Annotated in this window: 11 protein-coding genes (1 of these 11 cut by a window edge); all 11 read right to left on the reverse strand. The window is 39.5% G+C overall.

The annotated features are described in order from the left end of the window. Tightly spaced (each overlapping or abutting the next), the 11 genes in view from HX13_RS25590 to HX13_RS12060 form a layout consistent with a single transcriptional unit that may run on beyond the window. Positions 1 to 198: the beginning of a non-ribosomal peptide synthetase gene (locus HX13_RS25590; RefSeq protein ID WP_050021257.1), read on the reverse strand. The gene continues 1,140 nt to the left of window position 1, outside the view; the window shows 198 of its 1,338 coding nt (coding positions 1–198); its start codon is at positions 196 to 198; its stop codon lies off the left edge, out of view. Further along, on the reverse strand, positions 188 to 691 hold the full coding sequence (locus tag HX13_RS25595; protein ID WP_128572378.1) for an AMP-binding protein: 504 nt from the start codon (positions 689 to 691) through the stop codon (positions 188 to 190). The genes HX13_RS25590 and HX13_RS25595 overlap by 11 nt, the downstream gene beginning before the upstream one ends. Then, complete coding sequence (locus HX13_RS12025; RefSeq protein WP_050021259.1) at positions 657 to 4,523, reverse strand: non-ribosomal peptide synthetase; 3,867 nt, start codon at positions 4,521 to 4,523, stop codon at positions 657 to 659. Before HX13_RS12025 ends, HX13_RS25595 begins: the two co-directional genes overlap by 35 nt. Beyond that, positions 4,507 to 5,511: a condensation domain-containing protein gene (locus tag HX13_RS25600; RefSeq protein ID WP_157837439.1), complete on the reverse strand. Its 1,005-nt coding sequence runs from the start codon at positions 5,509 to 5,511 to the stop codon at positions 4,507 to 4,509. The genes HX13_RS12025 and HX13_RS25600 overlap by 17 nt, the downstream gene beginning before the upstream one ends. Continuing rightward, entirely contained in the window at positions 5,456 to 8,827 is a 3,372-nt protein-coding gene (locus HX13_RS12035; protein WP_050021261.1) for a non-ribosomal peptide synthetase, read from the reverse strand. Before HX13_RS12035 ends, HX13_RS25600 begins: the two co-directional genes overlap by 56 nt. Beyond that, positions 8,736 to 17,042 carry a non-ribosomal peptide synthetase gene (locus HX13_RS12040; protein WP_316931307.1) on the reverse strand — a complete coding sequence of 2,769 codons (8,307 nt, stop codon included), beginning with the start codon at positions 17,040 to 17,042 and terminating at the stop codon, positions 8,736 to 8,738. Before HX13_RS12040 ends, HX13_RS12035 begins: the two co-directional genes overlap by 92 nt. Then, a complete protein-coding gene (locus HX13_RS26370; RefSeq protein WP_128572404.1) occupies positions 17,011 to 17,226 on the reverse strand; it encodes a condensation domain-containing protein in 216 nt (71 codons plus the stop codon). Before HX13_RS26370 ends, HX13_RS12040 begins: the two co-directional genes overlap by 32 nt. Continuing rightward, positions 17,177 to 17,824: a phosphopantetheine-binding protein gene (locus HX13_RS25605; protein WP_316931308.1), complete on the reverse strand. Its 648-nt coding sequence runs from the start codon at positions 17,822 to 17,824 to the stop codon at positions 17,177 to 17,179. Before HX13_RS25605 ends, HX13_RS26370 begins: the two co-directional genes overlap by 50 nt. After that, positions 17,805 to 19,376: a non-ribosomal peptide synthetase gene (locus HX13_RS12050; protein ID WP_050021264.1), complete on the reverse strand. Its 1,572-nt coding sequence runs from the start codon at positions 19,374 to 19,376 to the stop codon at positions 17,805 to 17,807. Before HX13_RS12050 ends, HX13_RS25605 begins: the two co-directional genes overlap by 20 nt. Further along, the gene (locus HX13_RS12055; RefSeq protein ID WP_050021265.1) at positions 19,318 to 21,336 is read right to left on the reverse strand and encodes a condensation domain-containing protein; all 2,019 of its coding nucleotides are present in this window, start codon (positions 21,334 to 21,336) and stop codon (positions 19,318 to 19,320) included. Before HX13_RS12055 ends, HX13_RS12050 begins: the two co-directional genes overlap by 59 nt. Continuing rightward, positions 21,278 to 23,827 carry a non-ribosomal peptide synthetase gene (locus HX13_RS12060; RefSeq protein WP_410493130.1) on the reverse strand — a complete coding sequence of 850 codons (2,550 nt, stop codon included), beginning with the start codon at positions 23,825 to 23,827 and terminating at the stop codon, positions 21,278 to 21,280. The genes HX13_RS12055 and HX13_RS12060 overlap by 59 nt, the downstream gene beginning before the upstream one ends. Positions 23,828 to 23,868 lie beyond the last annotated feature (41 nt).

Raw genomic sequence — 23,868 nt, forward strand, 5'->3', positions numbered from 1 at the left:
TAATTCCCAAACATGCGCATCAAATACATAATTAGCGTACCATAGGCAGTTTTTATGAACAGAGTCTGATTTCAGACCAAATTCTTTGGCTTCCTGCTCTATTAAGTTGGCTACACTTTTATGTTCAATCATTACTCCTTTTGGAAGTCCTGTAGTACCGCTGGTATAAATTACATACGCCAGGTTCTCAGGTTTCACTTCTGTTACAGGATTTTCTGAAGATACTGTTTCTAGAATAGCATGGACAGTGATTGTATCCAGTGAAATAATCTCTACTGATGTATTTTTTTACTTTTTCTGAAGTATTTTTCTTCTGCCAAAAATGATTTTTTGCTGCTGTATCCTGAAGAATATGTTCTATTCTGTCTGCTGGATATGAAGGATCCATCGGCACATAAGCTGCACCGGATTTTAATACCGCTAAGATGGCAATAAGCATTTGTTCAGAACGGTTCAGACATAGTGGGACAATATCATCCGGCTGAAGACCATACGTTTCAATAAGATGGTTCGCCAAGCGGTTAGCACGTTCATTAAGCTCATGATAAGACAGTCTTACGTCCTGATACACTACAGCAATATGATTTGGTGTTTTTGCTGCCTGTTTTTCGAATAATCCATGAATAGTTGTATCAGAAGGGTAAAATACTTCTGTTTCATTCCATTCTTCTGTTATTTTTTTTAGCCGTATCTTCTGTTATTAAACGAAGATGGGAAAGCTTGGTTGTTTCCAGGTTCACATCATTACCGAAGGCCTGTTCAAGCAGAAACAGATAAGAATCTATCATATTATTGACCGTTTCTCTTGCAAAAATTGCCTTGGCATAATTGAACATTCCCTGGATTGTTTCTTCGCCATCATCAATCATCGTAGTCAGATCAAACTTAGCCACCTGATAATCTGTATCTCCTTCATAAGGATGGAACAGCAAATCTGCATCATCAGTATTTCTTCCAAAACTCTGTAGCCCAAACATCACCTGGAATACCGGATGGCGGGACATGTCCTGTTCTACCCCCAATTCTTCAACCAGTTTTTCGAACGGAAGGTCCTGATGAGATTGCGCCTCCATTACAGACTGAGCGATCTGAAGAATAAAGTCTTTCAAATTTTGCTCTGCATCAATGGTTTCTCTTAAGGCCAATGTGTTCACAAAGAACCCGATCATATCCTCAAGACCTGCATGATGCCTGTTGGCAATAGGGCTTCCTACTACGATATCATCCTGACCGGAATAAGCAGACAGCATCAGATAATACCCTCCAAGCATCACACTGTATAAACTCACTCCAAGATCTTTAGATGTTTTTCTCAGGCCCTGGGCCAGTTTCGGAGACAGTACAAAATGGATGGTTTCTCCATCATAAGAAACCTGGTTGGGCCTCTTATAATCTACAGGCAGATTTAAGGTCTGGAAATCATCCAGTTTTGCTTTCCAATAGTCTACCTGATGGTCAAGTCTTTCTCCGGAAAGATAATCTCTCTGCCATAATGCAAAGTCTTTATATTGTACCTTAACTTCAGGAAGCTGAGGTTCTTCACCTTTGATAAGGGCATTGTAAATGGTTTGTATTTCTTTTAAGAAAATATCCGTTGACCAACCATCAAATGCAATGTGATGAATCACAACTGACAAATGATGGTGGTCTCCTAACCTAAAAATGCTAATTTCTATAGGAAGTTCTTCATCCAGACGGAAGATTTTATTGGAAACTCTGTTGATTTCCCTGTCCAGCTCCTCTTTTGTATTTACATCGTGTAAATGAATCGTCGGAACTTGGTCAAGAATCAGCTGATATCCTTTTCCTTCGTCGGTTGAACGGATAATGGTTCGTAATACTTCATGTCGTATCACAATGGTTTCGAGCGCCTTACCTATTACCGAAAGGTCTGTTTTTTCATTCAGGCGGACAGTCATAGGAATGTTATAGGCACTGCTTCCTCCTTCATAGGTTTCAATAAACCAAAGTCTTTCCTGGGCAAATGATAACTTTTGCTCTTCAGGGGAATTCACTTTTACCGGTATTATTGTAACCTGTTCATCAATATTATTTTGATCATTTAATGCTTCTGAAAGTGAGGCTACTGTTTTATGCCCAAATATCACAGCTACTCCAACCTGCATATCCAGAGTTCGTTTGATGGAGCTGATTAATTTGATGGCCATAATACTGTTTCCTCCAAGACTGAAGAAATCGTCATGAATACCAATGCCTGAAGCGTCTAATCCAAGGACTTCACCATAGATCTGACATAATTTCTCCTGTAATTCGGTTTCAGGGGCTGTATATTCTCTACCTCCTGTAAATTCAGGCTCTGGTAATGCTCTTCTATCCAATTTTCCATTGATGGTCAGCGGTAATGAGGTTAAGTGAACAAATGCTGCAGGAACCATGTATTCTGGCAATACCTCTGATAAAAATGCGGTAAGATCACTTATTTCATGGGCTTTTTCTGAGACATAGTATCCAACAAGGTATTTCAGTCCGGCTTTGTTTTCTTTGGCCAGAACCACAGCTTGTTTTACTTCCGGATATTCCTGAAGTCTGTTTTCTATTTCTCCTAATTCGATTCTATACCCTCGGATCTTAACCTGGAAATCGTTTCTTCCAATGTATTCCAGTTCGCCATCAGCAAGATAGCGTATCAAATCTCCTGTTTTGTACAGGATTCCATTGGTATTCTGCTCTTTTTCTTCTAATGTCTGGAAAGGATTGCTGATGAAACGTTCGGCTGTAAGCTCTTCACGGTTCAGATAACCTCTTGCTATTCCTGCTCCGCCTACATACAATTCTCCTACAGCGCCTACCGGAACGGCTCGAAGATGTTTGTCCAAAATATACATGCCCTGGTCTGGAATATTCTCCCCGATCAATGAGGCTTTATCCAGGTCTTCAGCACTTAATTTCTTGTAGGTTACATGGACGGTTGTCTCAGTAATTCCATACATGTTGATCAGTGTTGGGGAAGAATGATAGCGTTCATACCAAGGTTTTAAAGAAGCCAGATTTAAGGCTTCTCCTCCGAAAATCACATAACGAAGGCTGCTTAACTGTTCGTCTCTCTGAATGGCAGTATCAATAAACTGATAGAAGGCAGTTGGGGTTTGGTTTAATACCGTTAAACCTTCTTCTAGACATAAGCTGAAGAATAAATTCGTGTCTTTGGTTTGTTCAGAGGATGGAACTAATAGTTTTCCACCATAGAATAAAGCTCCCCAGATTTCCCATACACTAAAGTCAAAGACATAGGAATGGAATAAGCTCCAGACATCCTGATCATTAAACTGATACCAATGATCTGTCGCACTGAATAAACGGGCTACATTGCGGTGTTCCTGTAGTACACCTTTTGGCATTCCTGTAGTTCCACTGGTGTAGATGACATAAGCCAGATGATGAGATGCAACGGAAGTAACAGGGTTTTCAATGCTATAATTTTCAAGAACTGTTCCCAGTTCCGGATCGTTCAAAATAAGCATGGACGTTTCTTCTCCACAAGCTTCAAGGACATTAAGCTCAGAACCGCCTTGTGTAATCACAATTTTTGCACCTGTATCGGTAAGAATATGTTTGATTCTATCGGCAGGATATGATGGATCCATCGGAACATAAGCTCCGCCGGATTTTAGCACAGCAAGAATAGCCACAAGCATTTCTTCGGACCGCTCAAGGCATAAAGGAATAAGATCATCAGGCTGAATATCATATGTTTTAATAAGATAGTTCGCCAAACGGTTAGCTCGCTCATTAAGCTTACGATAAGAGAGTCTTACGTCCTGATAAACGATTGCTGTATGATCTGGTGTTCTTTCAACCTGGGTTTCAAATAATTGATGAATGGTGGTATCACTCGGATAGTGAACTCCGGAAGACCATAATTTGGAAACCGTTTTATATTCTTCCTGAGTAAGATAAGATAACTGTTCAGATGAAATTTCTGAATCTTCAAGAATCTGATCCAAAACAGTGTTCATTCCACCGATTAATTGCTGAATCATAGCCTCTTCAAAAAGATAACCTTCGTAGCTGATATTCAGCCAAATCTCATCACCTGCTTCGTAAGCTACTATTCCCAACGGATAATCCAGGCGTTCTACCGAACCTTTGAAGACAAATGATAATTCATTATCCTCATCTCCTTTCGGAGCCGGGTAATTTTCATAGACAAATAAGCTGCTGAAAATTCTACGTCCGTCATGCTGAAGGCTTGCCAGGTTTACACTACTATGGGTATTGAGCTCACTGATCCTGTTCTGAATTTCCGAAATAATATCAGCTACTTTACCTTCCGTATGGCTTACAATTAATGGCAAGGTATTGATATAAAGGCCGACTGATGATTCAATCCCATCTACCGGTATACTTCTTCCGGAAACCGTAGTTCCTACCACCGTAGACTGCGTTCCACTGTAAATTGCCAACTGCTTATGCCACAGGTATTGAAGTACAGCATTGATGGTAAATCCGTTCTTTGCTGTAAACTTCTTCAATTGCTGGTATTGTTCACCCACAATCGACATTTTTTATCGAGCGATGGTCTACAATCTGTTTGTATTCTGAAAGATCAATCTGTTTTTTAGATTCTTTAATCCAGCCACTGATATCTTCACGGTCTTCGAGAAGTCCCATATAGTCTTTCCAGAAATCAACATTCGCATCTTTATGGTTCTGAAGATACTTTTGGGCTTCTGCATACGCTTCATCCGGTGCCGGAGAAAGCTCCTGATTTTTAATGAGTTTTAAATAAGCTTCATGAATAAGGGTGAGGAATATAGGCATACTCCACCCATCAAGAATGGCGTGATGATTACTGAACAGACAGGTATAATGCTTCTCTGAGCGTTTGAACAGGTATATTCTGAAAAGACTTCCTTTTGCAAGATCATATACTTCGAAACGGTCTTTATGAGTTATTTCTGCAATCAAATCTTCCTGCTGATCTTTATTCATTTCACTCAGATCATGATAACGCCAGTCGAGACTTCCTTTTTTGTCGATGATCTGAACAATTTCTTCACTCCAGTCAAACCTTAGTCTTAATGTAGGAAGCTGATTTTGAGTATATATCCATGCTTCTTTAAGCTTATCAAGATTTATTTCAGAAAGATAATCCCATACCAGCTGTACACGGTAAGCATCATCAGTATCTCCCTGATTCAATGCATGATATACAAATCCTTCCTGTAAGCTGTTGGCCAGATATACTCCTTCTACAGCTCCTGATGCCTGAATATACATCAGCTGGTCTTTGCCAACGATGTTCTCTGTATCTGATGGCGTTAACCAGGTTCTCTGTTCTGCTGTTAATTCATCAACAATCTGTTTTATATAGTCTTCAAATTTTTCAGTAAGCAGATCTACCTGATCCTGTGAAAGATATCCTGAGATTCCAAAGCGAAGCTGCCCATCGGCAATAGCTCCGTTGACACTAATGATATAGCTGTCCCGGTTTTTATCCCCCATGGAGTTTCCACTGTTTTCTCCTGAGATATACCAGTTTTTTTTCACCTGTACTTTCTTCCTGGTCAAGCTGCCCAAGATAGTTGAAACTGATTTTTGGAAGGGCCTGTTCGGTATATCCGACAAGGCTGCCATATCCAATTCCATTATTTGGAATGCCTCTCAGTGATTCTTTGGTTAAAACAACGGTATCTTTTATGTTTTTTCCTGTTTGTAACAGCAATGGATACATGGAAGTAAACCATCCTACTGTTTCTGTAATATCCAGGTTATTAAATACTTCTTCACGGCCGTGTCCTTCCAGAAGAACAGCATGTCCTGACGTTCCGGTAAGGTCTGAAAGCGCAGAAGCAAGGGCAGATAATAAGATATCATTAATCTGTGTATGATAAACATGATGAATCTCTCTGATCAGCTTCTCTGTATAGCTTTCTTCAAGGCTAAGATTTGCAAAATGATACTCCTCAGAAGATATTTCAGTTAAAATATCATTGTTTTTCGCAACATTACCGGCAGTATGAGTCCAGTAAGTAAGTTCTTTGGTTCTGGCTTCAGGGTTATCAAGAAGATATCCTTTTACAGCTTCAGTCCATTGGCGGTAGCTGCTTCCTTTTACATAGGTTTCAGGCTGGTTTCCTTTTTCCAGGTTCTGATATATATTTTTCAGGTCTTCTGTAATAATTCTCCAGCTTACGGCATCAATAATCAAGTGGTGCAATGCAAAGAAAATTCTTGCACTTCCGTCCTCATATCCGTGAGCATATCCAACCTGGAATAAAGGTCCGGTTACAATATCAAAATGAGACTGCCATTCTGTGAATACGTTGGAAATTTCTTCTGATGACATTCCTGAAATATCAAGATCTTTAATCTCCGGTATATATTCTGTTCCGTACTGTTGAGTGTATGCATTATTTTCTTTTGGATAATAGATTCTGAAGGCATCGTGCTTTTCAATCAGCAGCTTTATACTTTGCTTCAGTACTTCTGGATTAAGCTCAGGAACGGTAATCAGGAAAGACTGGTTCCAGTGATTAAGATCTCCTACATAGCCTTCCTCAACCAAATTGAAGAACCATTCCTGAATAGGTAGGAAGGATAAACTTCCGGTAAGTTGACCTTGTTCCGTCAGAATTTGAGTTTGCTCTTCTTTGGCCTTGCTTTCCATTAATTCGGAAAGTTTCAGAACTGATCTGGTGGTAAAAATATCTTTAACGCTTACTCTTATATCAAGTCTTTGCCTGATCCTGCTGACAAGCTGGATACTGATAATGCTATCCCCTCCTAATCTGAAGAAATCATCATGAATACCAATGCCTGAAGCATCTAATCCAAGGACTTCTCCATAGATCTGACATAATTTCTCCTGTAATTCGGTTTCAGGGGCTGTATATTCTCTACCTCCTGTAAATTCAGGCTCAGGTAAGGCTCTTCTGTCTAATTTTCCATTGATGGTCAGCGGTAATGAGGTTAAGTGAACAAATGCTGCAGGAACCATGTATTCTGGTAATACTTCTGATAAGAATGCGGTAAGATCACCTACTTCATGGGCTTTTTCTGAGACATAATATCCAACAAGGTATTTCAGTCCGGCTTTGTTTTGTTTGACCAGAACCACAGCTTGTTTTACTTCCGGGTATTCCTGAAGTCTGTTTTCAATCTCACCTAATTCTATTCTGTATCCGCGGATCTTCACCTGGAAGTCATTTCTTCCGATGTATTCCAGCTCACCATCAGCAAGATAGCGTACCAAATCTCCTGTTTTATAGAGGATTCCATTAGTTCTCTGTTCTTTTTCTTCCAAGGTCTGGAAAGGATTGCTGATGAAACGTTCGGCGGTAAGTTCTTCACGGTTCAGATAACCTCTCGCAATTCCTGCTCCTCCTACATACAATTCCCCTACTGCCCCTACAGGAACGGCACGAAGATGTTTATCAAGGATATACATACCCTGGTCTGGAATATTTTCCCCGATCAATGAAGCTTTATCCAAGTCTTCTGGACTTAATTTCTTGTAGGTTACATGGACGGTTGTCTCAGTAATTCCATACATATTAATCAGTGTTGGGGAAGAATGATAGCGTTCATACCAAGGTTTTAAAGAGGCCAGATTTAAAGCTTCTCCACCAAAAATCACATAACGAAGACTGCTTAATATCTCGTCTCTCTGAAGTGCTGTATCAATAAACTGGTAGAAGGCAGTTGGGGTTTGGTTAAGCACTGTTAATCCTTCTTCTAAACATAAGCTGAAGAATAAATTCGTGTCTTTGGTCTGTTCAGAGGATGGAACTAATAATTTTCCACCATAGAACAACGCTCCCCAGATTTCCCATACACTAAAGTCAAAGACATAGGAATGGAATAAACTCCAGACATCCTGATCATTAAACTGATACCAATGATCTGTCGCACTGAATAAACGGGCTACATTGCGGTGTTCCTGTAGTACACCTTTTGGCATTCCTGTAGTTCCACTGGTGTAGATGACATACGCCAGATGATTAGATGCAACGGAAGTAACAGGGTTTTCAATACTACTATTTTCAAGAACAGTTTCCAACTCTGGATCGTTCAAAATAAGCATGGAAGTGGCTTCTCCGCAAGCTTCAAGGACATTGAACTCAAATCCTTTTTGAGTAATCACAATTTTTGCACCTGTATCGGTCAGAATATGTTTGATTCTGTCAGCAGGATATGAGGGATCCATCGGAACATACGCTCCTCCGGATTTTAGCACAGCCAGAATAGCTACAAGCATTTCTTCGGAACGTTCAAGACATAAAGGAATAAGATCATCAGGCTGAATATCATACGTTTCAACTAGATAATTCGCCAAACGATTAGCTCGTTCATTAAGCTCACGATAAGAGAGTCTTACATCCTGATAAACGATTGCGGTATGATTGGGTGTTCTTTCAACCTGATTTTCAAACAATTGATGAATGGTTGCATCACTTGGGTAATCAACTCCGGATGACCACAGTTTGGAAACAGCTTCATGCTGTTCTTCAGGAATAAGATTTAGTTCTGATATCGCAAAGCCTTTCTTATCATTAATTTCTGCGATCTGACCAAGCAGAAACAGATAGGTATTCAGCATATTCTGAACGGTTTCTTTTGAGAAAACAGATTTCGCATAGTTGAACATTCCCTGTAAACTATGGCCAATATCGTTAATCATCGTCGTCAGATCAAACTTTGCTACCTGATAATCAATATTTCCATTGAAAGGATAAAGCAGCGTGGTTTCATTTTCCGGTTGAGATAGTTCTTCACCAAAACTCTGAAGCCCAAACATTACCTGAAACACAGGGTGTCTGGAAGTGTCCTTCTCTACTCCAAGTTCTTCTACCAGTTTTTTCAAAAGGAAGATCCTGATAAGACTGTGCTTCCGTTACGGACTGAGCTACCTGTAAAATAAAGTCTTTTACCTGCTGATTCGGATCAATATTTTCCCGAAGGGCCAGGGTATTGACAAAGAACCCGATCATGTCTTCAAGTCCTGCATGATGACGGTTCGCAATTGGGCTTCCTACAATAATATCATCCTGTCCGGAATAGGCGGAAAGCATCAGATAATACCCTCCCAGCACAATGCTATATAAACTTACACCAAGATCTTTTGACAGATTTTTCAATTTTTGGGTTTGTTCTGCATCAAGGCTGAAATAGATATTTTCCCCTTCATAGGAGATCTGAGCCGGTCTCTTGAAATCTGTAGCCAGATCAAGGTTCTGGAATCCGCTAAGTTTGTTTTTCCAGTAACCAATCTGCTGCTCAAGTCTTTCTCCTGTAAGATGATTACGCTGCCATAGTGCAAAATCCTTGTACTGGATCTTTAGTGCTGGTAATTCGTGTGGATGTCCTTCCTTAATGGCATTATAAATACTGATTAATTCTTTTAAGAAGATATCTGTGGACCATCCGTCAAATGCGATATGGTGAATCACTACGGATAAATAATGATTTTTTTCAAGTTTGAAGATGTTGATCTCTATGGGCAGTTCTTCTTCTAAGCGGAAGATCTTATTGGCTGCATGGCTCACTCTTTCTTCCAGTTCCTGCATTGTTTTCACTTCATACTGATGAATCGCAGGAATATCATCCATAACCAATTGCCAGCCTTTTCCTTCATCGGTTATGCGAATGACTGAACGAAGCACTTCATGGCGCATCACAATAGCATCCAATGCTTTGCAAAGGGTTGTAATGTCTGTATTTTTATCCAGAAGGAAGGCCATCGGAATATTATAAGCACTGGTTCCGCCTTCATAATTTTCAATAAACCAAAGTCTTTCCTGAGCAAAAGATAAGCTCTGTTCTTCAGGGGAATTAACTTCTACAGGAGTAATAATCACCTGCTCGTATCCATGGGTGTCTTCTGATAGAACAGCGGATAATAAGGCAATAGTTTTATGATTGAATATTTTGGAAACTTCTACCTGCATCTGTAAAGCCTGTTTAATCTTACTGATCAGCTTAATGGCCATGATACTGTTTCCACCCAATCTGAAGAAATCATCATGAATGCTGATAGTGCCTGCATCCAATCCTAACACTTCCCCATAAACCTGGCAAAGCTGCTTCTGAAGGCTTGTCTTCGGAGCGGTATATTCTTTACTGCCAGTAAAATCGGGCTCAGGTAAAGCTTTTCGGTCTAACTTCCCGTTGATGGTTACTGGTAAGGCCGTTAAATGCACAAAAGCATTAGGAACCATATAGTCAGGAAGAGATGCTGATAAATATTCTGAAAGCAGTTCTGAATCTATAACCTCATCAGAAACATAGTACGCAGCCAGATATTTCAATCCGGACTTGTTTTCTTTGGCCAATACGGCAACCTGACGAATTTCAGAGTATCCTAACAGTGTATTTTCAATTTCTCCTAATTCAATACGATAGCCACGGATTTTCACCTGGAAGTCGTTTCTTCCTACATATTCCAGTTCTCCGTTTAGTAACCAACGTACCAAGTCTCCGGTTCTGTATAAACGTCCGTTTTCTCCTCTTTCTTTCTGATCTGAAGCCTGGAAAGGATTTGAAATGAAACGTTCTTCGGTAAGTTCAGGACGGTTTAAATAGCCTCTTGCAATTCCCGCTCCCCCGATGTACAATTCACCTACAGCACCTACAGGCACCAGGCGATTTTGCTCATCAAGAACGTATGCATAAGTATTGGAAATTGGCCCACCGATATTCAATGGATTTCTATCTTCTTTATAGTAATGAAGTGTGGCACAGACGGTTCCTTCTGTAGGGCCATATTCGTTCACAAAAATAATATCATCAACATTTTTATCCAGGGTAGGGAAACTTTCTCCTCCGGCAAATATGAGTTTCAGATTCGTTCCGTTCTCTACAACTTCTCTTAACAGAACTGGCGGAATGAATGAAACTTCAATATTATTTTCTTTGATATACTCATTAAGTTCTCCTATTGATGTTCTGAGGTCATTACTGTACAACCACAAAGTATTTCCATTGCATAGTACAGGCAATGCTTCATATACAAAGGCATCAAATACATAGTTTGAGTAACATCCCACTTCCTGATATTCTTGAAGTCGGTGAGCTTTTATCATTGATTCAATGAGGTTTATCACTCCCGAATGTTCAATCATAACTCCTTTTGGAAGTCCCGTGGTTCCACTGGTGTAGATCACATAAGCAAGGTGATTGGCATTTACCTGGGTAACAGGATTTTCAGATGATATTATTTCAAGTTGTGCTTGAAGGCTTACCCCATCTAAAGAAAGAACTTCAACAGATGCATTTTCCAGTTTTTCTGCTGTACTTTCCTGTCCGATTACCAGTTTTGCCTGAGTATCCTGAAGAATATGCTGTATTCTGTCTGAAGGATAAGAAGGATCCATCGGAACATAGGCTGCTCCGGATTTTAAGATGGCAAGAATAGCAATCAATGTGTTTTCAGATCGTTCTAAGCAAACAGGAACCAGATCGTCCGGTTGAAGTGCATAATTTTCAATCAGATAATGAGCCAGCTGATTGGCTTTTTCATTCAGTTCCTGATAAGAGAAACGGATATCCTGATACACCAAAGCTGTTTGAGCAGGAGTCTTTTTCACCTGATCTTCAAAAAGCTGATGGATTGTTATTTCTGATGAATATGCTTTATAGGTGGCGTTCCATTCTTCTGTTAATTTCTTATTTTGCTCGAGAGGAACCCAATTCAATTCGGAAAGTGTCATTTCCTTCTTATCATCACCTTGTGCTATCTGCTCCAGTAAAAACTCATAAGAACGGATCATATTGCCTACCGTTTCTTTTGAGAAAATGGCTTTAGCATAGTTGAACATTCCTTTGATATGATCTTCTCCATCATCAATCATGGTTGTCAGATCAAATTTAGCCACCTGATAGTCTATTTCCCCATCAAAAGGATACAACAGTCTGTCCTGATTATTTTGAGAAGAAGAATCGTTTCCAAAATTCTGAAGGCCAAACATTACCTGGAAAACAGGGTGTCTTGAAGTATCCTGTTCTACTCCAAGTTCCTCTACTAATTTTTCAAATGGCAGATCCTGATGAGACTGTGCATCAGTCACCGATTTTGAAACCTGAAGAAGGAACTCTTTAAGTTTTTGTTTGGGATCTAATGTTTCTCTCAATGCCAATGTATTGACAAAGAATCCTATAATATCCTCAAGCCCTGCATGATGACGATTGGCAATAGGACTTCCTACCACAATATCATCTTGTCCTGAATACGCAGAAAGCATCAGATAATACCCGCCCAGCATAACAGAATACAAGCTTATTCCAAGCTTTTTGGATAAAGCTCTCAGTTTTTCACTCTGTTCTTCATCCAAACTGAAATATAGGTTTTCTCCTTCATAAGAAATCTGGGAAGGTCTTCTGAAATCTGTAGGAAGATCCAAATTCTGAAAACCTTCCAGTTTACCTTTCCAATAGCTGATCTGTTTTTCAAGACGTTGGCCAGAAAGATAATCGCGCTGCCATAAAGCATAATCTTTGTATTGAACCTGTACTTCAGGAAGTTTCTCAGGATTTTCGTTATTGAGAATAGCTTTGTATATTGTCTGAATTTCTTTCAGGAATATATCGGTAGACCACCCGTCAAAAGCAATATGGTGAATGACTGCTGACAGATAATATCGGTTTTCAAATCTGAAAATGTTAATTTCAATAGGAATCTCTGTATCAAGTCGGAAGACTTTATTTGCACATCTGTTGATGGCTTCATCTAAATCTGCCCTTGTGCTTACTTCCGTCACATTCCATTCAGGCAGTTGATTGGTAACCATTTGGTAGCCTACTCCATCTTCTGTTGTTTTAATGACTGAACGAAGGACTTCATGACGCTTAATGACTTCTTCAAAAGCTTTCTGCAAGACTAAAATATTTGTTTTCTCGTCCAGAATTGCCGTCATTGGAATATTGTAAGCACTGCTTCCGCCTTCATAGGTTTCAATAAACCAAAGCCTTTCCTGGGCAAATGATAATCTTTGTTCCTCAGGAGCATTTACTTTTACAGGGGTAATTGTAATCTGCTCTTTCAGCTGAGTTCCATCCGCTAGTACTTCCGATAAAGAAACAATTGTTTTATGACTGAAAATGGCTGCTACTTCTACTCTGATATCAAGTACCTGCTTTATCTTGCTGATAAGCTTGATCGCCATGATACTGTTTCCTCCTAATCTGAAGAAATCATCATGAATACCAATATTAGCAGCATCAAGACCAAGAATCTGAGCGTAAATTTCACATAATTGTTTCTGTAATTCGTTTTCAGGAGCAGTATAATCTGTACATGCTGTAAATTCAGGCTCAGGCAGACCCCGACGATCTAATTTTCCATTGATAGTTAGTGGCAGAGCGTTAAGATGAACAAATGCCACCGGTATCATATACTCTGGTAATGTCAGTGATAAGAATGAGGTAAGAAGTTCTGGCTCTATTGAAGAATCTGAAACGTAATATCCCACAAGGTATTTCAGTCCTGGTGTATTTTCTTTAGCCAATACAACTGATTGTCTTACCTCAGGATATTCCTGTAATCTGTTTTCAATTTCACCCAGCTCTATTCTATAACCACGGATTTTTACCTGGAAGTCATTTCTTCCAATATATTCCAGCTCTCCGGAAGGCAAATAACGCACAAGGTCTCCGGTTCTATAGATGTTTCCATTTTCGCCTTTTTCTTTTTGCTCTTCTGTTTGGAAAGGGTTTTTCAGAAAGCGTTCAAAAGTGAGTTCAGGACGGTTCAAATAACCTCTGGCAACTCCTGAACCACCAATATAAAGTTCTCCAATGGCACCTACAGGTACCGGACGATGGTAAGAATCAAGTACATAAATACTGGTATTCGCAATTGCCTTTCCGATATTATTTACCTTGTTATTGGCATTAACAAGGGAGGTAACCGTAGTTTCAGTAGGGCCGTAGGAATTAACCAACTTAAATGCCCCATCTTTTAACCTGTTATGTAAATCTGTAGGTAAGGCTTCCCCACCTGAGTTCAGTATACGCAAGCTTTTTACCTTAGTAATATCAATACTTTGTAATACTGAAGGAGTAAGGTGTATGTAAGAAACCCTATGATCCGTTAATGTTTTTACAAAAGCCTCTTCGTTGAGTAAAAGCTTTTGGCTTTCTATCAATACCAGTGTATTTCCATTTAATAGAGCCAGTAACATCTGCTCTACAGAAGCATCGAAAACGTAGTTCGCAAACTGAAGGATAACATCCGTTTTATTTAAACCATAGCGTGGATAAAGGTCATGAATTAAATTCACAACTCCTTTATGTTCAATCATTACTCCTTTCGGAAGTCCCGTAGTTCCACTGGTATAGATCACATAAGCAAGATTGTCCTCTGTAGCTTCAGTAGGGGGATTATTGGTGTTCATCCTTGCAAGTACACTGCTGAAAGATAGGCTGTCAAGAGATAAGACATCTAAATCTCCATCTGTATTTTGAGCTATAATTTCTTGTGTACTTTCCTGAGCAAGAACCAATAAAGGGTTGGTATCTTTTAGAATATGCTGTATTCTTTCGGCAGGATATGACGGATCTATCGGTACATAAGCTGCCCCTGCTTTCATTACTGCAAGAATGGCAATAAGCATATGTTCTGAGCGGTCCAGGCAAAGTGGAATCAGATCATCCGGTTGAATGCTATAATTCGCTGTCAGATAGTTGGCTAAGCGATTAGCACGCTCATTCAGTTCCTGATAAGAAAGTTCTATATCTTTATATATCAGCGCTGTATGATCCGGAGTTGTTGAAACCTGTTCTTCAAATAACTGATGAATAGTCTTTTGTATGGAAATACCATTCCAGCTATCATTCCAGACTTCTGTAAGATTTTTATATTCTTTTTCCGTGATAAGAGAAAGCTGGTCTGATGTTATATTCTGATGATCAATCATCTGATCAAGGATTGTTTCCATTCCTTCGATCAGTTGGTTCATCGTATCTTTTTCGAACAGGAAGCCTTCATAATTTAGGGTTAATGAAACTTCGTTTCCTCTTTCAAAAGCTACAACACCTAATGGATAATCCAGTTTTTCCACAGCATCTCTGAAAACAAAGCCAAGTTCATTCTGATCTTCTCCTTCCGGTACAGGATAGTTTTCAAACACAAATAAACTGCTGAAAATTCTGCGTCCATCATGATGAAGTTCCGCCAGGTTAATATCGCTATGGGTATTGATATCACTTATTCTGTCCTGAATTTCTCTGATATGATCAATCACTTTTCCTTCTTCATGGGTAACAATCAGTGGTAAAGTATTGATGTATAGCCCTGCAGAAGACTCAATGCCATCAACTGGTAAACTTCTTCCGGATACCGTTGTTCCTACAACCGTTGTACTTAACCCGCCATAGATTCTCAACTGCTGGTGCCACAGGTATTGTAATATAGCATTTACGGTTAATCCATGGGCCTTTGTAAAGTCTTTCAGCAAATTATACTTATCTCCGTCAATCGTCATTTTTACCTGTTGATGATCCCGGATATGACGGTATGTTCCTAAGTCAATAGATCTTTGAGAAACTTTAATTAATCCGCTTAAGTCTTCCTGATCTTCCAAAGACTTCATATAGGTATTCCAGAATGCTCTGGCTGTTTCTTTATGTTCCCGAAGATACTTCTGGGTATCTGTATAAGCACGATCTTGTGTAACAGAAACCTTCTGCCCTTTCGTAAGGTTCAGATAGTGAGTATGAATGCTGTTAAGGATAACAGGTATACTCCATCCATCCAAAATAGCATGATGGTTACTGAACAGACAGGTATACTGTTCTTTTGAACGTTTAAACAGGTATACTCTGAAAAGGTCTCCCTTGGAAAGGTCATACCCTTCCAAACGGTCTTTTGCTGTAATATCTTTAATGAATGTATCCTGAGCATCTTCAGTTATCTCACTGATATCCTGATAACGCCAGTCTACATTTCCATTTTTATTAATAACCTGAACAATCTCTCCGTTCCAGTCGAACCTCAACCTTAACGAGGGGTAAGCTTCCTGAGTAAGGCACCACGCTTTTTTAAGACTTTCTACATCAAGAACAGCATTATAATCCCATAATAGCTGTACTCTGTAGGCATCATCGGTTTCTCCCTGATTCAAAGCGTGATATACAAATCCCTCCTGTAAACTGTTGGCAAGATATACGCCTTCTATTTCTGCTGTCTTTTGGATCTCTGTAAGCTGTTCAACATCTACCACATGATCTACATCAGAAGGAGTTAGATAACTTTGGGTTGCCTGAGAAAGGGTTTCAACGATAGTTTCAATATTGGCTTTAAAGTCCGCTGCAAACAGTTCAAGCTGTTCTTCAGACAGATAACCTGTAATTTCAAAACGTAACTGTCCGTCCACAACAGCACCGTTCATACTGATATAATGACTGTCACGGTTATTTTTTCCTGTTCCCGATCCGGCATCTTCGGCAGCAATAAACCAGCTTTTCTCTTCTGATTCCTGATCTAATTGTCCTAAATAATTGAAACTGATCTTTGGCAGCTCCCGCTCTGTATATCCAACCAAGCTTCCATAACCAATTCCATTATGAGGAACATTTCTTAGGGATTCTTTAGTTAAAACAATAGTATCTGTCAACCCTTTTCCAGTTTTCAAAAGTAAAGGGAACATCGTGGTAAACCATCCTACCGTTTCCGTAATATCGAGCTGCGGGAATACTTCTTCACGGCCATGGCTTTCTAAAAGGACAGCATGAGATTCCTCTCCTGTCAATTCCGAAAGAGAAACGGACAAAGCAGAAAGTAACAGATCGTTGATCCGGGTCTGATAAACATGATGCGTATTTCGGAGTAAAGTTTCTGTTATTTCTTTATCTAAAATCAGACTACTATGGTTGGAGTCTTTTGTTATGAGATGATCCAGCGTTTTATTATGAGCTTCTGTGGTCTCTGCGGATGTATTCCAGTATAATAATTCTTGGATTCTGGCTTCCGGATCTTCAGAACGATAGCTTTTTACAGCATTCACCCACTGACGGTAGCTGCTTCCTTTCGTATGAGAAATGACTTTTTCTCTATCTCCTTTTTTTAAGAGACTGATAAATATTCTTTATATCTTCTGTAATAATCCTCCAGCTTACTGCATCAATCATCAAGTGATGAAAAGCAAAGTAAAGTCTGGCACTGCCATCTTCATATCCATTAATATATCCAATCTGATATAACGGACCTTGCTCAATATCAAAACCTGATTGCCATTCTGTAAGGATTTTTTGATAGATCTTCCTTATTCAGACCAGAAGCATCCAACTGCTTAAGAGAAGGGAAAATCTGAGTATTTCCATACATCTGAATATACCCATTATTACTTTTTTCAAATTTTAGCCTGAATGCATCATGTCTTTCTATCAAATACTGGATAGATTCTTCCAGTAATTCTTTATTCAGTTCAGGAACGTTCACAAGGAAAGCCTGATTCCAATGGTTGAAGTCTGCAAGATATCCCTGTTCTTTCTGGCTAAAGAACCACTCTTGAACAGGAAGTAAGGAAACTTCTCCTAGCAATATTCCTTGTTCTGTTTCAATTTGTGTTTGTTCGTTCTGTTTTTTCTCTTCAATAAGTAAAGACAGCGCTGCTGCTGTTCGGAACGTAAAGACTTCTTTTACACTTATCTTTACATCCAATTGTTGTCTGATTCTTCCTACCAGCTGAATACTGATAATACTGTCACCTCCTAGTCTGAAGAAATCATCATGAATACTGATGGTTTCTGCATCAATTCCCAATACACTGCCATAAATCTGGCACAGGCTGGTCTGAAGTTCGGTTTGTGGAGCTATATAGTCTTTACTGCCTGTAAATTCGGGTTCAGGAAGCTGTTTTTTTATCCAGTTTTCCGTTAATCGTAAGCGGTAAAGCCTTTAAATGAACAAATACCCCCGGAACCATGTATTCCGGTAAAGATGCTGAAACATACTCTGAAAGATGCTGAGATTCTATTTCGGAATCAGAGACATAATATCCGGCCAAATATTTCAATCCGGCTTTATTTTCTTTTGCAATAACTGCTGTCTGGCGGATTCCCGGATAACGTACTAATGTATTTTCAATTTCTCCTAATTCAATTCTGTATCCACGGATTTTCACCTGGAAATCGTTTCTGCCCAGGTACTCCAGTTCTCCGTTAGTAAGCCAGCGTACCAAATCCCCTGTTTTATATAATCTTCCGTTTTTACCTTCTGACTTTTCTTTTAAACTTTGGAAAGGGTTGATTATAAAACGTTCTTCTGTAAGCTCAGGACGGTTCAGATATCCTCTGGTAATCCCTTCGCCTCCAATATAAAGCTCACCTATTGCTCCCACCGGAACCGGACGTAAAGTATCATCCAGAACATAGGATGTCATATTTCCAATAGGCCCGCCTATATTCAGTGAATTGTTGTCTTGTTTGTAGTAATGAAGAGTGGCACATACCGTTCCTTCCGTAGGTCCATAAGCATTAATAATATCCACTCCTTCCTTCTGATAAAGGGCCATCAATTGTGGATTGGTTACATCTCCCGCCACCATAAGCTTTTCCAATGGTAAAATATAGTCCTTGGTAAGCAATACAGGAGGGATGTTTGCAATTCGTATATCATTTTCACTGATATAATTTTGCAATGCTGCAATATCAGTCTGTTTTTCTTTATCCAACAGATAAATACTATGGCCATGAGTAATGACTGGAAAAAGTTCGGCTACATGCGCATCAAAAACATAGTTGGCATACCAAAGACAATTCTTTACATCCTTAGAAACCAACCCAAGAGTTTTAGCAAATTGAGTGGCAAGATTTGATACTCCCTGATGTTCTACCATTACTCCTTTCGGAAGCCCTGTTGTTCCACTGGTATAGATCACATAGGCTAGATTTTCAGGTTTTGTACTGGTAATAGGATTATCTGAATCTTGTATTTCCAGCTGTGCCTTATATTGAACCTCATCCAGAGAAATAAGTTCAACATTTTGATCTTGTAATTTTTCAATTGTATTCTCTTGACCTATCACCAATCTGGCCTGGGTATCCTTAAGAATATGTCTTATTCTGTCTGACGGATATGATGGATCAACCGGCACATAAGCTCCTCCGGACTTCAGTACTCCTAAAATAGCAATCAGCATATTTTCAGAACGTTCCAGGCACAAAGGAATGATTTCGTCCGGTTGAATATTGTATTTTCCGATCAGAAAATTAGCCAACCGGTTTGACTTTTCGTTTAATTCTTTGTAGGAAAGTTGAATATCCTGATATACCAAAGCAATATGATCCGGAGTTTTTACTACCTGATCTTCAAACAGCTGATGAATGGTTTTATCGGAAGGATATTCAGAACCAGTATTATTCCAGTCTTCTGTTACTTTTTTTATACTCTGCAGCTTTAAGGAACTGGAAATCATTGATTTTAACCTTCGCTGTATTTTCGGTACCCATCGCTGCAATTTGCTCTAAAAGCAGAACATAGGTATCTTTCATCCTCAAAATCGTGTCCTTACTGAAAAGAGAAACAGCATAATTAAACATTCCTCTTATCTTTTCTTCTCCATCATCAATCATCGTGGTCAGGTCAAACTTCGCCGCCTGATAATCTATTTCGCCTTCAAAAAGGGAGAATAGAGCATCTTTTTGGGTCTCTCTTCCAAAACTTTGAACCCCAAACATCACCTGGAACACCGGATGACGGGACATATCCTGCTCTACCCCAAGTTCTTCTACTAATTTCTCAAATGGAAGATCCTGATGAGACTGCGCTTCTGTTACAGATTGGGATACCTGAAGAATAAAATTTTTAAAATCCTGATTTGCATTAACATTTCCTCTCAGTGCCAATGTGTTAACAAAGAAACCGACAATATCTTCAAGTCCTGCATGGTGGCGATTGGAAATCGGACTTCCTACAATAATATCATGCTGTCCGGAATAAGCGGAAAGCATCAGGTAGTATCCACCTAACATTACACTGTATAAACTTACTCCAAGATCTCTGGAAATCGCTCTCAATCCTGAGGCAACTTCCGGAGAAAGATCAAAGTAAATGGCAGCTCCTTCATAAGAAATCTGAGCCGGACGTTTGAAATCTAACGGTAAATTAAGGGATTCAAAGTCTTCTAATATACCCTTCCAGTAATTAATCTGCTTATCCAGGACCTCTCCTTTCAGGTAATTTCTCTGCCAAAGGGCAAAGTCCTTATACTGAACAGGAAGATCAGGAAGCTGGTGAGCCGTTTTGTTAATTAAAGCTTCATATACTGTCTGAATTTCTTTTAACACAATATCCACAGACCATCCGTCAAATGCGATATGATGAACCACTATGGATAAATAATGTTGATTTCTCAGTCTGAACAGGGTAATATCCAAAGGAAGTTCTTCTTCTAAACGGAATACTTTATTAGCCGCAGTATTAATAGCCGTTTCCAGCTCTTTTTCTGTGTGAACTTCTACCATTTTGAATTCCGGCATAGCATCTGTAACCACCTGATATCCTATTCCTCCTGCTGTTGTTTTGATTACAGAACGAAGGACTTCATGACGCATAATGACTGTTTCCAGAGCCTTTTGAAGCTCTTCCAGCTGTACATTTGAGTTTAAAGTAAGCACCATTGGAATATTGTAGGCACTGCTACCGCCTTCATACGCTTCAATAAACCAAAGTCTTTCCTGTGCAAAAGATAAACGCTGCTCCTCAGGTGAGGAAACCATCACAGGCTCTATATGTATATTTTCTTCCTGGAATTCTGTTTCCAGAAAAGAGGCAAGAGAAGCAATTGTTTTATGATTAAATACAGTAGTTACCTGAATGCGGAGATCCAGTTGGTTTTTAATCTTACTGATCAGCTTAATCGCCATGATACTGTTTCCTCCCAGACGGAAGAAATCATCATGAATACTGATCTCTTCAGCATCAAGTCCTAATATTTCCCCATAAATATGGCAAAGCTTTTCCTGAAGCTCTGTTTGTGGAGCTGTATATTTTTGGATGCTGGTAAATTCTGGTTCCGGTAAGGCTCTTCTGTCTAATTTCCCGTTAATGGTTAACGGAAGGGCATCAAGGTGCACATACACTGCAGGAATCATATATTCCGGTAAGGTTTCCGATAAGAACTCTGAAAGCTTAGTTTCATCTGCAACTTCATCAGATACATAATATCCGACAAGGAACTTCATTCCTGCCTTATTTTCTTTGGCAAGAACCACGGCCTGCTTTATGCCTGCATATTCCTGCAGCTTGTTTTCAATTTCGCCTAATTCAATTCTGTACCCACGAATTTTTACCTGGAAGTCGTTTCTGCCGATATACTCAATATTTCCATCCGGATGAAGGCGTACCAAATCTCCGGTCTTTGTAAATTCTTTCATTTTTACTTCTTATTTTCTGTACTGGAGTCTGGAAAGGATTTACAATAAAACGTTCGGAAGTAAGATCCGGTCTGTTCAGATATCCTCTTGCAATTCCGTTTCCGCCAAGATAAAGCTCTCCTATTGCACCCAAAGGAACGGGGCGGTAATTCGCATCAAGTATGTAGGCTGCAGTATTTCCGACAGGACGTCCAATAAGATGTACATCACCATGCTCTACCTGTTTGTAAGTTGCATAAATGGTTGCTTCTGTTGGTCCGTAAAGGTTATAAAGATTAGTATATTCTGACCAGTATTTCCCGGTTTCATAATCACATGGTTCTCCGGCATACAGCATTCCTCTCAGAGAAGGATATTTTGTTTTCGGCAATACCGAAAGCATTACCGGCGGCAGATAAGCATAAGCAATGTCGTGGTCTAAAAGGTAACGGCTTATGGCATCGGCATCTTTTTTAAGAGTTTCATCAAGGATATGCAGCTCATTCCCATATAGCAGGGCATTAAAAAACTCTGATACTGATACGTCAAAAACATATGAGGTATAAGCTGTTATCTTCTCTCCTTCACTGAAACCATAGGCATCTCTGATCTGTGAAACGACATTCACCACATTCTGATGCTCAATCATGACCCCTTTAGGCATACCGGTAGTTCCACTGGTATAAATGACATACGAAAGATTCTCCGGGGTAACTTTTGTAACAGGGTTATGAAACAATGCTGTTTCCAGAACGGGTTTAAATGCAGGATCATTTAAGGATATAACCTGTACATCCTCTGCTTCAATTTTATTTTTCGAAACTTCATCCGTAAGAACTACTTTCGCCTGAGTATCATGAAGAATATGCTGGATTCTGTCTGCCGGATACTGCGGATCCATCGGAACATAGGCAGCTCCGGATTTTAAAACACCTAAAATGGCTACAAGCATATTTTCCGAACGTTCTAAACATATAGGAATCAGCTCATCAGGTTTTACATCATAGGTCTCAATAAGATGATTGGCCAAACGATTGGCTCTTTCATTCAGCTCCTGGTAAGACCATTTGATATTCTGGTAGACCAATGCCGTAGCATTTGGAGTTTTTGCTGCCTGATCTTCGAATAATCTGTGAATGGTATACCCTTCAGGGTAATCATACTCTATATTATTCCAGTCTTTTATAACCTTTTGATAATTTTCATCATTCAGAAGCTGAAGGTTCTTAATGGTCTTATTATTTGAAGCCGTACTTCCTATTTCAACCAGTTGGTTAAGAATAAGCACATACGTCTCTTTCATTCGGATAATAGTCTCGTCTTTGAAAAGAGCGACTGCATAATTGAAGATTCCACGAATATTATCTCCGTGAACATCAATCATCATCGTCAAATCAAATTTGGCAGATTTATAGTCTATATTTCCGTCAAAAGGAAGAAGGACTGCATCGTTATTTTTATGGAAAATTTTGTCTTCAAAGCTTTGGATTCCAAACATCACCTGGAAAATCGGGTTTCTGGAATTATCCTGCTCTACCCCCATTTCCTCTACCAGTTTTTCAAAAGGAAGATCCTGATGAGACTGGGCATTGGTGATAGACTCTGAAACCTGTACAATGAAATCTTTTATGTCCTGTTCGGGATCTATTGTTTCTCTTAAAGCAAAGGTATTGACAAAGAATCCTATAATATTTTCAAGGTCGGCATGGTGACGGTTCGCAACGGGACTTCCCACGACAATATCATCCTGTCCCGAATAGGCGGATAGCATCAGGTAATATCCACTCAGCATCACACTGTATAAACTTACTCCAAGATCTCTTGATAGATGCTGTAACCCCATTGCAAGCGGCTCTGGAAGGTCAAAATAGGTTGTCGCTCCTGTATAGGAAACGTGAGCTGGTCTCTTAAAATCTAAAGGAAGATCCAGGGTCTGGAACCCTTCCAATCTGTTTTTCCAATATGAAATCTGTTCCTTAAGTATTTCGCCAGAAAGGTAGTTTCTCTGCCATAATGCAAAGTCTTTGTATTGAATTGATAATACCGGAAGTTCAGGATTTTTCCCTTCGATAAGCGCTTGGTAAATAGTATTGAATTCATTGATGAAAACCTCTGTAGACCACCCATCAAAAGCAATATGGTGAATAACAACAGATAAATAATCATTTTCCTTCATCCTGAAAACAGAAGCACTTATCGGAAGCTCCTGATCCAGATGGAAAACTTTATTCGCCACCTCATCTATAGCCTGATCAAGTTCCGCTCTGGTTTCTACCCGTCCGAAATGAACCTTAAGCTTTTCGTCGGTTACCTTCTGATATCCTACTCCATCTTCTGTGGTAAGAATAATACTTCGCAATACTTCATGACGCTGCATCAAAAGATCAAAAACCTGCTGAAGAAGTTCCATGGAAACATGTTCTCCCAATTTAAACACCATCGGAACATTATAAACACTACTGCTTCCCTCGTAAGATTCTATGAACCAAAGCCTTTCCTGTGCAAAAGACAAACGTTGTTCTTCAGGTTTCGAAACTGGTACTGCATTGATGA

The organism is Chryseobacterium sp. P1-3 (assembly GCF_000738495.1).
Classification (GTDB): domain Bacteria; phylum Bacteroidota; class Bacteroidia; order Flavobacteriales; family Weeksellaceae; genus Chryseobacterium; species Chryseobacterium gallinarum.